The organism is Arthrobacter sp. SRS-W-1-2016, from assembly GCF_002009585.1.
Classification (GTDB): Bacteria; Actinomycetota; Actinomycetes; order Actinomycetales; family Micrococcaceae; genus Arthrobacter; species Arthrobacter bambusae_A.
Window position 1 is genome coordinate 41,145 of record NZ_MTPV01000053.1, and the last position, 17,337, is coordinate 58,481.

A 17,337-nucleotide genomic window follows, 5' to 3' on the forward strand; every position below is an offset into this window, starting at 1 on the left:
AGGGGTTCCTCAGACGAGGGCGCCGTCGTTCGCTTCGACGCCGTTCGGCTCCAGGTTGATCATGGGGGAGCGCTTTTCGAAGTACCAGAAGGTCAGCAGGCCCAAGGCGCAACCGAGGAACCAGCTGTAGTTGCCGATCCAGGTTGCGTTGACCGTCGTGGCTCCTGAGTCCAGGAGCGCCTTGGGGATCAGGACCGAAGCGATGGAGACGACGCCGCTGATGGCTACTGCCTTCACCGCGTTGGGGTTGTAGCCGTTGCGGAACCAGTACTTGCCGTGGGGCTTCATCGTGTACATGTCCTCAACCCACACCTTCTGCTTGCCCACCAGGTAGTAGCCTGCGATCAGGATGCCGAAGAGCGGGCCGATCAGCGCACCCAGTACGCCAAGCGTGTAGTGGATGGCGTCGTCGTTCGAATACCAGTTCCAAGGGGTCAGGATGACGGATCCGCCTGCGGCGATCATGCCGCCCATGCGCCAGCTGATCTTCTGGGGGCTCACATTCGAGAAGTCGAACGCCGGCGAGATGAAGTTGGCCACGATGTTGATGCCCACGGTTGCGATGACAAAGGTCAGCCCACCGAGCAGCACGGCGAACACCGAATCGATTTCCTGCACGGTCTTGACCGGGTCCGTGATGAGGTGCCCGAAGACCGGGATGGTAGCCGACGCCGTGATGACGGTCAGCAAAGAAAAGAACAGGAAGTTGACCGGCAGGCCCAGGAGATTGCCCTTCTTGACGGCCTTGAAGCTCTTGCCGTAGCGCGCGAAGTCGCCGAAGTTGAGCATGGGACCCGAGAAGTACGACACCACCAAGGCGATCGCGGAGATCATGACCGGGATGGACGCAGCGAAGTCGAGCGGTTGGCCGGCGGACAGGTTCAGGCTGATGTTGCTGATGCCGGCCTTGGAAACCAAGTAGATGGCAAGGACCAACATGACCACGTATACGGCTGGACCGGCGAAGTCGATGAACTTGCGGATGCTTTCCATTCCGTTCCAGAACAATGCGGCCTGGGCCACCCAGAGGATTCCGTAGCAAATCCAACCCAGGGCAGAGAGGCCGAGGAAGCCGTACTGATGGACGTCGTACAACGGTTTCATGGCGGGGAAGAACTTCAGGAACACGATCACCAAGGCTTCGGAGGCCAGGAAGGTTTGAACTCCGTACCAGGCGACGGCGATCAGGCCGCGGATGATAGCTGGGATGTTGGCGCCCTTGACGCCGAAGACGGCGCGGTTGATCACGGGGTACGGTACGCCGGTCTTTTGGCTGGGCTTCGCCACGAGGTTGCAGAAAACCTGGACAATCACGATGCCCACCAGCAGGGCGACCAACACTTGCCAGCTGGCGAGGCCGAGGGCGAAGAGGCTGCCCGCAGTCACATAGCCCCCGATGCTGTGGACGTCTGACATCCAGAATGCGAACAGGTTGTAGCTGCTCCAGCGCTGGTTCTTCAGGGGCGCCAAGTCTTCATTGCTGAGCCGCGGATCGCGGTGTGCTGCGGCTTCGTCAATCGGGCTGCCCAGCAGGGTGGCGGTTTGCTCTGTGCCGGTTTGCTCTGGGGCGAGTTGTGCTTCGGCCATCGGTTCCTCGAATCAGGGTTATCCACGACAGGGGCAGTCGTTTCACTGATTCAATTGAATGGAACAGATGTTTCAGTGCCGTTTCCGGGCCGCTAACTCTTCTTTACGCTTGCTCGACGCCGGGTTTGGGCCCTGCCCGCCTACCTCCGCTCGATCTCTCCCAGCGAGTCGTAGACGCCGGTTATTTCCCTGACACGGTCCCTTCCCGGACGCCCCCGCGCGGCCAGTACGCCGTTCGCGAGGACGCTCATGAGGCTCATGGCCGAGGCATAGCTGTCAAAGGCGGCGCTGCCTTCCACAGGGCATTCGATCCAAACGGAGGCCTCCGCCGCAAGCCAGCGGGCGCTCGGGTCCGCGATCAGGATGGTGCTCGCGCCGGTCGCGGTGGCGGCCTTCAGGACCTGGTGGAAGCCGTCCGGCCGGCGCCGGAAGCCGATCAGGACCACGACGTCGTGAGCGTCCAGCCCTGCCAGTTCCTCACCCACGCTTTGGCCCGGCTGCGGGGCCAGATTTACCGAGGGGCGGCAATGCAGGAGCTGCTGCCGTAGGTGGAGGGCTACAGGGAAACTGTTGCGGAAGCCGATCAGCAAGACCTTGCCGGCCTCGGCCAATTGCTGCGTCACCTTGCGGAGGCGATCGTCGTCGAGCGTTTCGAAAAGCCGGTTCAGGCTCTGCTGTTCCGTAGCCAAATGCAGGGGGATTCCGCCGTCGGCCTCCTGTTTGGCAAGCGGCACTCCGCTGGACCTCAGGCCCCGCGTGTGTTCCTTCACCTCGTTGAAATCGGCGAATCCGAGGTGGCGAAAGAGCCTGCTCATGGTGGCCTTGGAGACGCCGCTTAGCTGAGCGAGCTCGGCCGCATTGTAGACAGCCAAGTCGCCCAGGCGGTCCAGCAGGGTGTCTGCGGCCTTCTGCTCCTGCGGCCCAAGTTCCGAATAGTGTTGTTCGATTCGCTCATCGATCCTCATGAAACAACCGTCTCACGCGGAGGTGGCAAAAACGTATGCAGCGCGAACTGGCAGGTGCTGCCCGTTCCTTGCGAGAGGGGCAACACCTGCCAGTTCGTCGGAGCAAAAGGGTCAGTGCTCGGCGGGGCTGTCCGACTTGAGCGGCACTTCCTTGCCTTCGGCGTCGATCAGTTTGCCGTTCTCGAAACGGTCGCCGTGCGCGAGGCAGGCAATGTCCGCTTCGCTGACCACGCGGCCCGTTCCTGCTACGAACACGGACTGGTTGTCCGAGTTGCCGGCCTTGAGGTGGTTGAAGAGCACGTTCAGCAGGATGGCCATGAGCGCGGCCGAGCTGATGCCCGAGTGGAAGATCGTGGAGAACCATGCCGGGAACTGGTCGTAGAACTTCGGGGCCGCGATCGGGATCATGCCAAAGCCGATGGACGCCGCCACGATGATCAGGTTCATGTTGTTGCGGTACTCCACCTTGGAGAGCGTCCGGATGCCGCTTGCGGCCACGGTTCCAAAGAGTACGACGCCGGCGCCGCCCAGGACCGGCGTGGGAACCGCTGCGACAACTCGCCCGAGGACGGGCAGCAGGCCGAGGATCACCAGGATGAACCCGCCGGCGCTGACCACGAAGCGGCTCTTGATGCCGGTGATGGCCACAAGGCCGACGTTCTGGGCGAAGGCGCTCTGGGTGAAGGAATTGAAGATCGGCGAGATGGCGCTGGAGAGCATGTCCGCCCGGAGGCCGTTGCCGATACGGCGTGAATCGACTTTGGTTTCCACGATTTCCCCGACGGCGATGATGTCAGCCGAGGTTTCGGTCAAGGTGACGAGGATGACGATCAGCATCGAAACGATGGAAGCGATCTCGAAGGTGGGTGCACCGAACGCGAAAGGCGTGGGGAAAGCCACCACTGGACCCTGGCCGATTTTGGAGAAATCGGCCATGCCCGTAGCGAGGGCGATGACGGTTCCGATGACCATGGCCAGGAGGATGGACAGGCGGGAGATGGCCGCGTTGCCGATCTTGCTCAGGAGCAGGACGATGCCCATCGTGGCCGCCGCGAGGCCGATGTTCGCCACGCTTCCGTAGTTGGGTGCGGCGCTGTTGCCGCCCATGGCCCAGTTGGCCGCGACCGGCATGAGCGTCAGCCCGATGGTGGTGATGACAGTACCCGTGACTACCGGTGGGAAGAACTTGATGATCTTCGAGAAAAGGGGTGTGATCAGCAGGCCGATGAGGGAGGCCACCATGACAGAGCCGAACACCGCCTGGATCCCGCCCCCGCCGTTGACGATCGCCACCATGGTGGAGACCCCGGCGAAGGACACGCCCTGGACCAGCGGCAGTTGCGATCCGAAGAACGGGATGCCGACCGTCTGCAGGATGGTCGCGAGGCCACCCACAAACAAGCAGGCCGCGATCAGGAGGCCGATGTCCTGCGAGGACATGCCTGCGGCGGCTCCGATGATGAGCGGCGGGGCGATGATGCCGCCGTACATGGTCAAGACGTGCTGGAAGCCGTAGGCGAACGTGCTTCCGAGCGAGAGGCGCTTGTCCTCGGGTCGGGCCGGCCCGGACTCTGCGGGGCGGGATTTCTTCTTCGTGTTCATGGCAGACTCTCTTGGTTCATGGCAGACGTCTTTGTCTGGCTAACTTTGTCTGGCTAACAATGTGGTTTTGGGTATGGCTGCCCAACTGACTCGCATTTGATGTCGTTTTGAGGGTCCAAAACGACACTTACTGCGAGCCAGTTGGGCGGGTACCTGGGGGCTTAGCAGAAGCCGGCGATGCCGTTCCACGCAGCCGGGGCAGGTGTGGTGTTGTCGCGCTGGACCGTGGCTTCGATCAAGCCGTACGGGCGGTCGGCGGCAAAGAAGACCTCGTTGGGGTTGTCGAGGCCGAACGGGCTAAGGTCCACCAGGAAGTGGTGCTTGTTGGGCATGGAGAACTTGATCTCGTCCACTTCGCTATGGGCCTCGAGCACCTTCTTGCCCATGTCGAACAAGGTCTGCTGCAGAGCGTGGGAGTAGTTCTCCGTGAAGCCTTCCAGAAGCAGGGCCTTGATGTCTTCGTAGCTCTTGTTGAAGTCGGTCCCGGCAATGTCAAGGCCGGTGCTGTAGCGCCAGCGGGCCGAGACATCGGTGGCGAGGATACGGTCCGTGGTCTCGGGCAGCGTGGTGTAGCGGTCGCGGGGGTAGCCCACGAAGCCGGACTGCGTGGTCTTGAGGACGGTCAGGTCCTTGAGGCCCGAGATGACGTGCGTTGTGTTGCCTTCCCGGACCACGACGGCGGTGCGGACTTCCTGCCCCTTGCGGACGAAGCTGTGGTCGTGTTCGGAGCCGTGTGCCTGGATGCGGTCCCAGGTGTAGGCCTCGGCTTCCCAACGGCCGCCGGTGACCCACTCGAAGCTTGAGGTGAAGTGCTCGCTCAGGCGCAGGAGGAAGGCTTCAGGGGAGCCGATGCCCTCGCGGGCAAAGGCGTAGACGGTGTTCTTCTGGGTGTCCGTGGCGACGACGTGTGCGTTGTCGCCCTGGAGGTGCGCAGCCTGGAAGTCGCCACGCAGCTGCGAGGTGACGTTGAGGTCTTCGATCTGGTGGCGGTCGGTGTCGCGGGTGACTTTGACGACGCGGACTTCTGCCTTGCCGTACTGGTTGTCGCCGAGGACGATGTTGTTGCTCATGGTCATATCCCAACTTCTATGAGGTGGAACCCCTAAGGTCCACCAATGAAATTAAGCGCGTGTTTCATACGCGTTTCTGGTGGAGCCGACCCAACAAAAAAGAGCCGGCATCCGTTGATGCCAGCTCATTACGACCCTGCCTGCTGCTCCCAGGTTACGTGACCTGCGCCACGAATTGAAGAAAGCGTAGCCCACGTTTGCCAGTGGTGTACATCACTTCCGAAGAATCGTTATGTACTTTCCGATTGTGACCGGCGGCGGGTGGCGGCGATGGCGTGCCCGTTGGGCACCCCTTGACGCGGTTCCGGAATCCCCTCTACGATTTCCATATAACAAAAACTGTTTTCCAACATGTGGAAGTTCAACTCAGAATAGCCACATCGCCACGGAGAACTTGAGCGCATGAAACAGGAGGACAGATGGACTCGCAGGATAAGAACAACGTCGTGGACTTCCCGGCGCCCGGCCAGGAACTGTACCTGCCGTTCGGCGCCACGGATCCCGACTTCTATATTCCGGCCGATTGTGACCGTATGCCCGGGACGTTCTCCCGCTGGCTGCGCGCGCTCCCGGTGTTCGGCCGCCAGCGTTCCTAGGGCTCCTGCCCCGGGGATGAAGGACTCTGCGCAACAGAGCCAAAAAAGGCGGGCGGCACGACTCCCCAGGGGTCGTGCCGCCCGCCGTTTTGCGTCGTGCGATGGAAAATCCGTCCGGCGAAGCTACATTTGCATGGCCTTGGCGAGGGTGGAAACGATCGAGCCCGCTTTGACCGACACCAGGATCAAGCTCAGTGCAGTCAGGCCAATCAGTGCCCAAACCGGTGCGAGCCCTCGCCGCGGGGCGACCTTGTGGACGATCACAGAGCGGCCTACCACGTAGACCCCGGCGCCCAGGAAGGCCCATGCCCAGTGGAAGGGGCGGACTACCCCGTCCCTTTGGAGCTTTTGCCAGTCGAGGTAGGACAAGAGAACGCTGACTCCGTAGATGAGCCAGGCTGAAATAACGAGCAGGAAATATGGAACGCTGAATGCGCTGGGATCGAGGGTCGGTACGCGGCGGGCACCGACGTACCTCACGTGGAAGACCGGGTTCCAGAGCAGCAGGATGATCAGCGTGATCACAGGCAGCAGCGTGACAAGCCAGATGAACGGATTGTAGACCGGGGTCTGTTTGCTGATTTCCGGGCGCGGCGCGGGCTGGACAGGTCCCATGTATTGTCCTGTTCCGCCGTATTGCCCGGGTCCCCCGTACTGCCCCGTTCCGCCGTATTGCCCGGACCTCGCGGCCGCGGGCCACGCTGCGCCGGGCTGACCCGCGCCCGCCTGACCTGCGCCGGGCCACGCTGCGCCGGGCTGACCCGCGCCCGCCTGACCTGCGCCGGGCCACGCTGCGCCGGGCCACGCTGCGCCGGGCTGAACCGCGCCGGGCTGACCTGCGCCGGCCTGAGCCGGTGGGTTCCACGCGTTCCCGGTCCAGGCGTTGCCGTCCCACCACCGTAGTTGCCCGGAGCCCGAGGGGTCCGGGTACCAACCTGGAGGAGTCGGCGTGTTGTGCTGGGGGACGGTCATGATGTGCCTCCTGATCTACGACCTAATCGAGAGGCTACTCCGAAGCCCTGATGATTTTCTGTGCGGCGGCTGAGTGTTTGGCAATAAGTTCCGGGATGTCCAGGCCGGAAATCTGCCCGTCCACAACGCGCCATTTTCCACCCACCATCACACGGTCGGCGCGGTCCGCAGCGCAGAGCAGCAAGGCCGCGATGGGATCGTGGCTGCCGGAGAAGCGCAGCCCGTCAAGCGTGAACATGGCAAGGTCGGCCTGCATGCCGGGCGCAATCTGGCCGATGTCCGTGCGCCCCAACACTGCGGCGGACCCCCGCGTCGCCCAGCCGAGCGCCCGCTCCACCGGGACGTCCGCGCCGTAGCGCAGCCGCTGCAGGTACAGCGCTTGCCGCGCTTCGAGGATCATGTTGGAGGCATCGTTCGACGCCGAACCGTCCACTCCCAGCCCCACCGGAACCCCGGCGGCCTCAAGTTCCAGCACCCGCGCGGTGCCGGACGCGAGCCGCATGTTCGACGTCGGGCAATGCGCGACGGCGGTGCCGGCGGCACCCAGCCGGGCGATCTCGTCGTCGTCGAAATGAATGCCGTGGCCAAGCCAGGTGCGCTTTCCGAGCCACCCGACGCTCTCCAAATAGTCCACGGTGCGCAGTCCGAACATCTCACGGCAGAAATCTTCCTCGTCGATGGTTTCCGCGAGGTGCGTGTGGAGCCGGACATCCAGTCGTTCGGCCATGGCGGCGCTCTCAGCCATGATCTCCCTTGTCACCGAGAACGGCGAGCAGGGGGCCAAAGCGATCTGGATGACCGCTCCGTCTCCGCGTTCGTGGTACTTCCCGATGAGCCGTTCGCTGTCGGCGAGGATCACCTCCGGACGCTGGACGGTGGACCGCGGCGGCAGTCCGCCGTCGTCCTCGCCCAGCGTCATGGACCCGCGCGTGAGGGTGGCGCGCATCCCGAGTCCGCGTACGACGCCGACCTCGACGTCGATTGCGTCCTCAAGTCCCGAGGGGAAGAGGTAGTGGTGGTCGGCTGCCGTGGTGCAGCCGGACAGCAGGAGTTCGGCGAGCGCGACTTTCACGGCAAGTTCGAGGCTGTCCGGCGTCAACCGCGCCCATACGGGATACAGGTTCTGCAGCCAGGGGAACAGGGGAGCGTTGGCCACCGGGCCCCAGGCCCTCGTGAGGGTTTGGTAGAAGTGGTGGTGCGTGTTGATGAGCCCGGGCAGCAGGACGTGGCTGCCGGCGTCGAACGTTTCATGGCACGGCGCGGATGGACTCTTGCCTGCGGGGACGAGCTCGGCGATTTTCCCGTCGCTGACCACGATGCCGCCGCGGGCGTCGTGGCCGTTGGCGGTGAACACTGCGAGGGGATTCTTGATCCAGAGCCGGGAAGAGCCCGGGTCTGTTGCGGGAGTGGTTGGCTGGAAAGCGGATGTCGGGGACACGGGGATCCTTGTCTGGTCGGCGTAGTTGCGTTCCAGCTCAGTGGTTCCTGTCTGCTGATCCAGGTTCCGGAGGCCAATCCTGCCGGTGGCACCCAGCGTAGGTGGCTCCCCGAAGTGCGTCAATGTGACCGGCGCCCAAGCCCGGCGCTCGCCCAGCCATCTGCCCGCCACCAAGCCAGAATTTCACATGTTGAAACTTTTTTTCCAGAAACTATGGCGCGGCTCACAACTCCGGTGCTAATCTCAATTTGCCAAAGGCGGGCACCCGGACTCCGGGAAGCTATCTACCAGGCGAAACCTTCAAAAGCACATGCTGAAGCCTGGTAACCGCAGCACTGGTCTGTCATGTTCAGATGCCCCCTGGTTACAGGCTTCCTCAGCACTAAGGAAGTCGCACATGAGTACCACCGTCACGGCCGAACATTTCTTGGCCACTTCCATTGAGCTGGCAACAGCCAATGTCCTCAACAGCGGCGGGCCGTTCGGCGCCGTCATTGTCACCGCGGATGGCCGCGCCTTCGAAGGCGTCAACAGGGTCACCGCTACCAACGACCCCACGGCGCACGCCGAGGTCACCGCCATCCGCAACGCCTGCCGCGAGCTCGGCACCTTCGATCTCAGCGGAGCCACTCTCTACACGAGCTGCGAGCCATGCCCCATGTGCCTGGCCTCGGCTCTCTGGGCCCGCATCGGCAATGTGGTTTTCGCAGCGGACCGGCACGACGCCGCGTCCGTCGGCTTCGACGACGCCGTCTTCTACGAATACTTCGAGAACGAAGACCGGAATACCCTCATGCCGGTCGCCAAACTGGAACTGGGCGACCCCCAGGCGCCGGCCATCCTGGAACCGTTCAACACCTGGAACACGCTTGACTCCAGGATTGACTACTAGGGCCGGTGGCTGAAAATGACAATCCTGGACCCCGCAGAAATGCGAACGGCAACTGAAAAGCAGGCTGCGCCTTCCGGCGCAGGGCAGACAGAGGCAGGCGAAAAGCACACGGCAACCGGACTGGCACGGCGGGGCAGCAGCCCCAAGCCCCCGGCGTCGAACTCCTTCCTGGATCGTTTCTTCCAGATCACCAAGCGTGGCTCCACGCTGGCCCGCGAATTCCGCGGCGGCATCGTCACGTTCTTCACGATGGCCTACATCGTTATCCTCAACCCACTGATCCTGGGGGGATTCTCCGCCCAGAACGCACCCACGGACGTGGCTGGCGGATGGTTGTCCGCGGCGCAGGTCGGGGCGGTCACCGGCCTGACCGCCGGCGTCATGACGGTCCTCTTCGGCCTGATCGCGAACCTGCCGTTCGGGCTCGCCGCAGGCCTGGGAATCAACTCGTTCCTCGCAGTAGCCGTCATCCACGAAGTAACCTGGCCGGAAGCCATGGGCCTGGTGGTCATCAACGGCATTCTGATTGTCCTGTTCGGTGTCACAGGTGCCCGGACCGCGATCTTCAAGGCTGTGCCCAAGGAACTCAAGGCCGCCATCACCGTTGGCATCGGCCTGTTCATCGCCTTCATCGGCTTCGTCGATTCCGGCTTCGTCCGCCCCACAAAAGGCGGACCGCCGGTCCAGCTCGGCACCGATGGCTCCATCACCTCAATACCAACCCTTGTTTTCATTGTCGGTCTGCTGGTCATGGGAATCCTCGTGGCCCGCAAGATCCAAGGCGGCCTCCTGATCGGAATCGTCGCCACCACGGTCCTCGCCGCCGTCGTCGAGGCCGTCATGCACATCGGGCCTGGCAGCGCCGCCAATCCCGGTGGCTGGCACCTCAACACCCCGGTACTGTCAGGCCAGCTGGTTTCCGCCCCGGACTTCAGCCTGGTGGGCCACTTCGACCTCTTCGGTTCGTTCTCGAGGATCGGCGGCCTGGCGGCCACGATGCTGGTGTTCACCCTGGTGTTCACCAACTTCTTCGACGCCATGGGTACCATGACCGGCCTCGCCAAGAGCGCCGGGGTGGCCTACAAGGACGGGACGTTCCCCAAGCTCAAGTCGGCCTTCATCGTCGAAGGCCTGGGCGCGGTAGCCGGCGGCGCGACGTCGGGCTCGTCCAACACCGTGTACATCGACTCCGCGGCCGGCATTGGCGAAGGAGCCCGTACCGGCCTGGCGTCGGTAGTCACCGGGCTGCTGTTCCTGGGCTCGATGTTCCTGACCCCGCTCACCAGCGTGGTTCCGCTCGAGGTCGCAGCCGCGGCGTTGGTAGTTGTCGGCGCGATGATGATGGCGCAGATCCGCGAGATCAAGTTCTCCAAGTTCTCCGTGGCCCTGCCCGCCTTCCTCACCATCGTCACCATGCCGCTGACGTACTCCATCGCCAACGGCATCGGCGTCGGATTCATCTCCTGGGCCGTGATCCATTCGGCAGCAGGGAAGGGCAAGAAAGTCCATCCGCTCATGTGGGTAGTGACCGTGGGCTTCTTGATCTACTTCGCCCGCGGCCCGATCAGCACGCTCATGGGAGGGTAGCCGGCCAGGAGCGTAGCCGGCCATTGAGACGGCGGTCCGGCCGCAAGTCACCGCAATGAATAGGCGTCCGCCGATCGTCACCACCCGCACAACGCGGACGACGACGGCGGGCGGCGGCGAGATGCGGCCGCTCCGCCAAGGACCGGGGCGGGAAATGAGAGGCCCGCCCCGGTCCTCTTCACGCAACGGGGTGCCTGTTTACCCGAAGCTCTCCTGTACAGACGCAAGGAATGAGAATATGAGGCAAGATCGCACACTGCCCCGGGCAGGTTTCCGGTCCGGGACCTCGGTTATGGAGGTGTTGCCATGCTGGATTTGATGCCCTCGCTGGGCACCTGGCGGCCCGCTGTCTCCGGGCAGCGGTGCGCCGTCGCCACCATCGTGGCCGCGGGAGGCTCCGTGCCCCGGCCCCTCGGCACATCAATGCTGGTTTCCGAACACGGCGACGTGCTTGGCAGCCTCTCCGGAGGCTGCGTGGAAGGCGCCGTGGTGGAGGCCGCCCTTCAAGCAATGCACGACGGCGGCAGCCGCCTTGAGTCGTTCGGCTACAGTGCCGAGGACGCGTTCGCCGTCGGGCTCACCTGCGGTGGCGAGTTGGAAATCCACATCCAGCCAATCCAATCAACCAGCGCCGCCGGGCTTGACCTGGCACTCCTGAACAGCGCCGGTGGCTCTTCCCTGGCACTCATCCGCAGGCTCGACGCGGCGGGAGGCGCCGTCGTCGTTCCTGATCCGGCGGGTTTTTCCGCCGCAGGTTCACGGGAACTTTCGGCCCTTCTCGGCGGGGATGACGCCGTGATCCGCGCGGCCGCGGCCCAGCTCGAACCACTCCTGCATGGAGGCCGTGCGGGCTTGGTGCGGCTCGCTCCGGCCGAAGGCTGCTCGGGCTCAGCTGCGGGAGCCGAACCCCTTACCCTCTTCGTGGAAAGCCGCTTGCCCGCAGCCCGGATGTTGATCTTTGGCGCCAACGACTTCGGCGCGGCCTTGCTCCCCGCCGGGAAACTCCTGGGTTACGACGTCACTTTGTGCGATGCGCGGCCTGCTTTTTCGAGCCAGGTCCGATTCCTTGCCGCCGACCGGCTGGTCACCGACTGGCCGCACCGCTACCTTGCCGCGGAAGCAGCCGCGGGCCGGATCGATTCCCGCACGGTCGTGTGCGTGTTGACCCACGATCCCAAGTTCGACATTCCGCTGCTGGAAACCGCCCTGGATTTGGATCTCGCCTATGTGGGAGCCATGGGTTCGAGGCGCAGCCACCGGCAACGGATCGACGGACTGCTGGACTGCGGCGTCCCGGCCGAGGCCCTCGAACGCCTCCATTCGCCGATCGGACTGGATCTTGGCGCGGTCACTCCCGCAGAAGTGGCCGTTTCCATTACCGCCGAAATCCTCGCGTCCCGCGCTCCGCACCCGGCCTCCGCCCGGGGTTCGCTCAAAGACGGAACGGGACCGATCCACCGCACCAATACCCCCAAACAAAGCAAGGTGACCCCATGGACATGAACACCATCGAGTCCGTGGTTGCCACCACGGATCCAGGCCAGTGGCGCGACGGCGATGCCTGGCTTGCCGGCGGTACGGTCCTGTTTTCCTACGGCAGCCCGGTGGGCAGCGAAGAACCCCTCAGACGGCTGCTCGATCTGGGGCAAGCAGGCTGGCCCGCCGTCACCGTGAGCGACGCCGGCATTGAGCTGGCCGCCACCTGTACCATCGCCGAGCTCTACGCTTTGCCCATGTCCGACGCCGTGGCCGGCCGGAACTGGCCGGGACTGGAACTTTTCAGGCCGTGCTGCGACTCTTTCGTTGCCTCGTTCAAGGTGTGGAACATGTCCACTGTTGGCGGCAATGTGTGCACTTCGCTCCCGGCCGGGCCGATGATTTCCCTGTGCGCCGGCCTGGATGCCAAGGCCACCATCCTCGGACGCCACGGCAGCAGCCGAACTGTTCCGGTGGCCGAGTTCGTCACCGGGGACGGGAAAAACTGCCTGGCACCCGGCGAGCTCCTGCGCAGCATCCACCTGCCGGCGTCGGCCTTGGCGGCGAGGGTGGCCTTCCGCCGACTCTCGCTGAGCAACCTCGGGCGATCCGGGGTGCTGCTGATCGGAAGGCTCGACGCCGATGGCGGCCTGGTCCTCAGCGTCACCGCCGCGACCAAACGGCCCGTGCAACTGCGGTTCGCCGCAGCGGAGTTGCCGGACGCCGAGCGGCTGGCCGCCGCCGTCGGGCATTCAATCCCTGCGGAGCTGTACCACGACGACATCCACGGGCTCCCGGAATGGCGCCACGACATGACCCTTCGCCTGGCCGAGGAGATCCGCTCCGAGTTGCTGGATCCGGTTCCAGACGGACCGCCCACCGTATCGGGCGATTTCTGGCCGCCGCATGCCACGTCGCCGCAACCGTCCACGCAACCTGAATTCACCACCGAGCAGCAGAAGGAGGCCTGAGCATGGCAATCGAGATCAACGGAACAGCCGCCGAGGCCGCACCCCGCCCGGGCCAGTGCCTTCGGACGTTCCTCCGCGAACAGGGCAACTTCGGCGTCAAGAAAGGGTGCGACGGCGGCGACTGCGGCGCGTGCACCGTCCACGTGGACGGTAGACCCGTGCACAGTTGCATCTACCCGGCCGTCCGCGCCGAAGGGCACTCGGTCACCACCATCGAGGGCTTGTCAGGAGGGGAAGAGCTGCACCCGGTCCAGGAACAGTTCCTGGAAAACCAGGGCTTCCAGTGCGGCTTCTGCACGGCCGGCATGATGATGACCGCCGCCACCTTCGACGAGGAACAGAAGGCGAACCTCCCGCGAAACCTCAAGGGAAACCTGTGCCGCTGCACAGGCTACCGCTCGATCGCGGACGCGGTCTGCGGCAGTCACGCGCCCGACGGCGGCGTGGCGCGCTCCGGCGCAGTCGCCGAGGGTTCCGGGGCAGTTGCCGAGGGTTCCGGCCAACTCGGCGACAACGTACCCGCCCCGGCGGGGCACGCCGTCGTCACCGGCACCGCCCGCTACACCCTCGACATCCCGGCAGAACAACTCCCGGGGCTGCTGCACCTCAAACTGCTGCGCTCGCCGCACGCGCATGCCCGGGTTGTTTCCATCGACACGACGGCGGCCCTCCAGGTACCCGGCGTCGTCGCGGTTTTCACGCATGAGGACGCGCCGGACCGGTTGTTCTCCACGGCCCAGCACGAGCTTTACACCGATGATCCCGACGACACCCGCGTCCTCGACGACGTGGTGCGCTTCATCGGCCAGCGGGTTGCCGCCGTCGTCGCCGAATCGGTGGGCGCAGCCGAAGCCGGGGCCCGGGCCATCAAAGTGGAGTACGAACTCCTGGACGCTGTCTTCTCGCCACAGGAGGCGTTGCTGCCCGGTGCGCCCGCGATCCACGGGGAGAAGGACGGGGAAACGGCCCGGATTTCCCGCCCGCAGAACAACGTCGTGGCGGAGGTCCACTCCGAGCTGGGGAACGTCGAAGCCGGATTCGCGGCGGCCGACTTCATCCACGAGAACACGTACCAGACCCAGCGGGTGCAGCACGTCGCCATGGAAACGCACTGCTCCATCGCATGGGTGGAGCCCTCAGAGAACCCAGGGGAGGACCGGCTCATGGTGCGTTCCTCCAGCCAGGTCCCGTTCCTGGTCCGGCGCACTCTTGCCCGCGTGTTCGATCTTCCCGAAGACCGCATCCGCGTGGTGGCCGGCCGCGTGGGCGGCGGGTTCGGCGGCAAGCAGGAAGTGCTCACCGAGGACCTCGTGGCCATGGCGGCGCTCAAGCTGCGCCGGCCCGTCCAAGTGGAGTTCACCCGCACCGAACAGTTCACCGCCACCACCACTCGCCACCCCTTCACCATCAAAGTCAAGGCCGGAGCCAGCAGGGACGGCCACCTGACCGCGATGCAGGTGGACGTGGTCACCAACACCGGTGCGTACGGAAACCACGCGCCCGGAGTGATGTTCCACGGTTGCGGCGAGTCCTTGGCCGTCTACAACTGCGACAACAAGAAGGTGGATGCCCAAGCCGTGTACACCAACACGGTCCCGGCCGGTGCCTTCCGTGGTTACGGGTTGAGCCAGATGATCTTCGCGATTGAGTCCGCCATGGATGAACTCGCCGTGGGAATCGGCATGGACCCCTTGGACTTCCGGCTCAAGAACATGGTCCGGCCGGGGGACCACATGCTGTCCACGCACCCGGAACCGGAGGAGGACGTCTTCTACGGGAGTTACGGACTGGACCAGTGCGTGGCTCTGGTGCGGGATGCCCTCGAGCGGGGCGAGAAACGCTACCGGGATGCCGGCCTCGACAACTTCGGCCCGGGGTGGGTCACGGGCGTCGGTTCCGCACTGTCCATGATCGACACCGTTCCGCCTCGAGGGCACTTCGCCCACACGCGCCTCAGGCTCCTGCCGGACGGGACGTTCGACGCCGCCGTCGGGACCGCCGAGTTCGGCAACGGCACCACCACGGTCCACGCCCAACTGGCGGCCACCGCCCTGTCCACGACGGCGTCGAACGTGGCCGTTCGCCAGTCCGACACGGACCTCGTGGAGCACGATACCGGCGCGTTCGGCTCCGCAGGAACCGTGGTGGCCGGGCAAGCGACCTTGCTCGCGGCGCAGGAGCTCGCGCTCCGGATCCGGGCGGTGGCGGCCGAGGTTGCCGGTGTGCCGGAGGCGGACTGCGTGCTCGAGGACGGCGCCGTGCGCTGCGGTTCGCGGGTGGTTCCCTTCACCGAGGTGTACGACGCCGCGCGGCAGCAGGGCGTTGAATCCGTAGCCGAAGGGCGTTGGGGAGGGACCCCGCGTTCGGTCGCGTTCAACGTCCACGGATTCCGCGTTGCCGTGAATACGGGCACGGGGGAGCTGAGGATCCTGCAGAGCGTGCAGGCGGCCGATGCCGGAGTCGTGGTCAATCCACGGCAATGCCGCGGCCAGGTGGAAGGCGGAATCGCCCAGGCACTGGGTGTCGCACTGTATGAGGAAGTCCGCGTGAACGACGCAGGCAAGGTCACTACCGACATCCTGCGGCAGTACCACATCCCTTCCTTCGCGGACGTGCCGCGCAGCGAGGTGTACTTCGCGAAAACGAACGACCAGATGGGGCCGCTCGGCGCGAAGTCGATGAGCGAGAGCCCGTTCAACCCCGTGGCCCCTGCGCTGGCCAACGCCATCCGGAACGCTACCGGGGTGAGGTTCGCGGCGCTACCCATCGCCCGGGACAAGATCTACCTGGCGCTGAAGGACGCCGACGCCTCCACCCCCACCCAACTGACTCGCATTTGATGTCGTTTTGGGGCCTCATAACGGCATCTACTGCGAGTCAGTTGGGGAGCTAGTCGCCGAGGAGGTGCAGCTTGTCCTTCGTGTCCACGTCGGCTCCGTCGGTCAGATCGCTGCAGTCGACGACCTCCACCAGTCCGGGGTGCGCCTTGAGGAAACGGCGTGCCCCGGCGTCGCCGACGGCGGACTCGGCGACCTCGGCGCGGAGGCCGGCGTCGATGATCAAGGGGTGGCCGCGCCTTAGCTTTGTCGTGTGGCCGCCCTCGAAGGGGGCTTCGGCGTATCCCGCTGCCGTCACCCGGCCTGCCTGGTGGGCCGCCAGGAGCCTGGCGACGACGGCGGGAGTCACCCCGGGTTGGTCGACCAGGGCCACCATGACGTTGTGGCCATGTGTCGCCGCCGCAACACCAGTACGGAACGAGCTGGCCATGCCGGAAGCCCACTCCGGGTTGTCCACCACGAGATACCCTCCCAGGTCCGCCGCGCGGCGGACATCGCCGGCTCCCGCACCGAGCACCACGACTACCTCGCTGCATCCGCCGTCAAGCAACGTCTTGGCGAGTACCTCCACCAAGGTCCGGCCGCGGTAAGGCAGCAGCGCCTTCGGGCCGAGGCCCAGGCGGGTCCCTGCACCGCCGGCCAACAGCACACCGACGGTATGCGCGGGGCTGGAATCGTTCATGGGGTTCACCTTATCCATGTGCCTTCGCGAGGTCTCTAGGCTCACCTTGCTTTCCGATATAGGTCTACCGAAAAAGGTTGAATATTACCCGTGGGTAGGCCTTCTGGCAGGCTTCCGTGGCCGATATTCTCTTATGGACTTCACGAGAGTCGGTGGTCATCGAAGGGGATGCAATGACGCATCCGCGGTGGAAAGAGGGTTTATGTCTGGCATTTTCGAAATTTTGGCAGCTGGGGAGCAATCATTCCGTTTCCGGTTGAAGGCTGATGATGGAACGGTAGTGGCGCTGTCGCCCAAGTTCCCGGATATCGCGGCCCTTGTGGCGGGCATCAATGCGGTCAGGGAGAATGCGGCCACAGGATTCGTGGTGGATCGGCGCTCGCTCGGAGCGTAGAAGTAAATCGGCGGTAATGCTCAAGGAGCACTACCGCCGATTCCTTTTTGCAGGCCTGCCGGGCTTAGCTGTCGCCTCCCGAACCGCCGGTGGTGCCGGCAGTCACGTCGAGGAGCTTGTACCGGTCAATGGCGTACGACGGCGCACTCGGGTCAACCTCGCCCCTCGCCGCGAGGAGTTGGAGGGTTTTCACGACGATGGAGTGGGTGTCGTTTTTGAAGAAGCGTCGTGCGGCTTGGCGGGTGTCGGAGAATCCGAAGCCGTCGGC

14 protein-coding genes and 1 pseudogene are annotated in these 17,337 nt (G+C 64.6%); 7 read left to right on the top strand and 8 right to left on the bottom strand.

Features of this window, described 5'->3' with window-relative positions:
• Positions 1-9: 9 nt before the first annotated feature.
• The 4 genes from BMF89_RS13325 to pucL all read right to left on the bottom strand — a co-directional run bounded on the left by BMF89_RS13325 (position 10) and on the right by pucL (position 5,230).
• Positions 10-1,587, bottom strand: coding sequence for an NCS1 family nucleobase:cation symporter-1 (locus BMF89_RS13325; protein ID WP_078107587.1), 1,578 nt, complete (start codon positions 1,585-1,587; stop codon positions 10-12).
• 140 nt (positions 1,588-1,727) lie between these two features.
• Positions 1,728-2,552: a MurR/RpiR family transcriptional regulator gene (locus tag BMF89_RS13330; protein WP_078107588.1), complete on the bottom strand. Its 825-nt coding sequence runs from the start codon at positions 2,550-2,552 to the stop codon at positions 1,728-1,730.
• Positions 2,553-2,663: 111 nt separating this feature from the next.
• The gene (locus BMF89_RS13335) at positions 2,664-4,154 is read right to left on the bottom strand and encodes a nucleobase:cation symporter-2 family protein (RefSeq protein WP_078107589.1); all 1,491 of its coding nucleotides are present in this window, start codon (positions 4,152-4,154) and stop codon (positions 2,664-2,666) included.
• A 161-nt stretch (positions 4,155-4,315) separates the two neighbouring features.
• Positions 4,316-5,230, bottom strand: coding sequence for a factor-independent urate hydroxylase (gene pucL, locus BMF89_RS13340; protein ID WP_171983491.1), 915 nt, complete (start codon positions 5,228-5,230; stop codon positions 4,316-4,318).
• Positions 5,231-5,643: 413 nt separating this feature from the next.
• On the opposite strand from pucL, the gene BMF89_RS21960 reads away from it, so the two are divergent.
• On the top strand, positions 5,644-5,820 hold the full coding sequence (locus tag BMF89_RS21960) for a hypothetical protein (RefSeq protein ID WP_171983492.1): 177 nt from the start codon (positions 5,644-5,646) through the stop codon (positions 5,818-5,820).
• An 855-nt stretch (positions 5,821-6,675) separates the two neighbouring features.
• Here BMF89_RS21960 and BMF89_RS22775 read toward each other — a convergent pair.
• Together BMF89_RS22775 and BMF89_RS13350 are read right to left on the bottom strand one after the other, a co-directional pair.
• Positions 6,676-6,792: pseudogene (locus BMF89_RS22775) on the bottom strand (DUF2510 domain-containing protein); the annotation flags it as partial.
• A 34-nt stretch (positions 6,793-6,826) separates the two neighbouring features.
• Positions 6,827-8,230 carry an 8-oxoguanine deaminase gene (locus BMF89_RS13350; protein ID WP_078107604.1) on the bottom strand — a complete coding sequence of 468 codons (1,404 nt, stop codon included), beginning with the start codon at positions 8,228-8,230 and terminating at the stop codon, positions 6,827-6,829.
• A gap of 397 nt (positions 8,231-8,627) precedes the next feature.
• Here BMF89_RS13350 and BMF89_RS13355 point away from each other — a divergent pair, with 397 nt between their 5' ends.
• The 5 genes from BMF89_RS13355 to BMF89_RS13375 all read left to right on the top strand — a co-directional run bounded on the left by BMF89_RS13355 (position 8,628) and on the right by BMF89_RS13375 (position 15,996).
• Entirely contained in the window at positions 8,628-9,122 is a 495-nt protein-coding gene (locus BMF89_RS13355) for a nucleoside deaminase (protein WP_078107591.1), read from the top strand.
• Between the two features lie 15 nt (positions 9,123-9,137).
• The gene (locus tag BMF89_RS13360) at positions 9,138-10,709 is read left to right on the top strand and encodes an NCS2 family permease (protein WP_078107592.1); all 1,572 of its coding nucleotides are present in this window, start codon (positions 9,138-9,140) and stop codon (positions 10,707-10,709) included.
• Positions 10,710-11,015: 306 nt separating this feature from the next.
• Entirely contained in the window at positions 11,016-12,212 is a 1,197-nt protein-coding gene (locus BMF89_RS13365) for an XdhC/CoxI family protein (RefSeq protein WP_078107593.1), read from the top strand.
• Entirely contained in the window at positions 12,203-13,156 is a 954-nt protein-coding gene (locus tag BMF89_RS13370) for an FAD binding domain-containing protein (RefSeq protein WP_078107594.1), read from the top strand. Before BMF89_RS13365 ends, BMF89_RS13370 begins: the two co-directional genes overlap by 10 nt.
• A gap of 2 nt (positions 13,157-13,158) precedes the next feature.
• The gene (locus BMF89_RS13375; RefSeq protein ID WP_078107595.1) at positions 13,159-15,996 is read left to right on the top strand and encodes a molybdopterin cofactor-binding domain-containing protein; all 2,838 of its coding nucleotides are present in this window, start codon (positions 13,159-13,161) and stop codon (positions 15,994-15,996) included.
• Positions 15,997-16,045: 49 nt separating this feature from the next.
• Here BMF89_RS13375 and nboR read toward each other — a convergent pair whose 3' ends face one another.
• Complete coding sequence (gene nboR / locus BMF89_RS13380; RefSeq protein WP_078107596.1) at positions 16,046-16,675, bottom strand: nicotine blue oxidoreductase; 630 nt, start codon at positions 16,673-16,675, stop codon at positions 16,046-16,048.
• A gap of 202 nt (positions 16,676-16,877) precedes the next feature.
• Here nboR and BMF89_RS13385 point away from each other — a divergent pair, with 202 nt between their 5' ends.
• The gene (locus tag BMF89_RS13385; RefSeq protein ID WP_078107597.1) at positions 16,878-17,069 is read left to right on the top strand and encodes a YegP family protein; all 192 of its coding nucleotides are present in this window, start codon (positions 16,878-16,880) and stop codon (positions 17,067-17,069) included.
• 64 nt (positions 17,070-17,133) lie between these two features.
• On the opposite strand, the gene BMF89_RS13390 is transcribed toward BMF89_RS13385, so the two are convergent.
• A partial coding sequence (locus BMF89_RS13390) for a hypothetical protein (RefSeq protein WP_139359654.1) occupies positions 17,134-17,337 on the bottom strand: 204 nt, incomplete at its 5' end.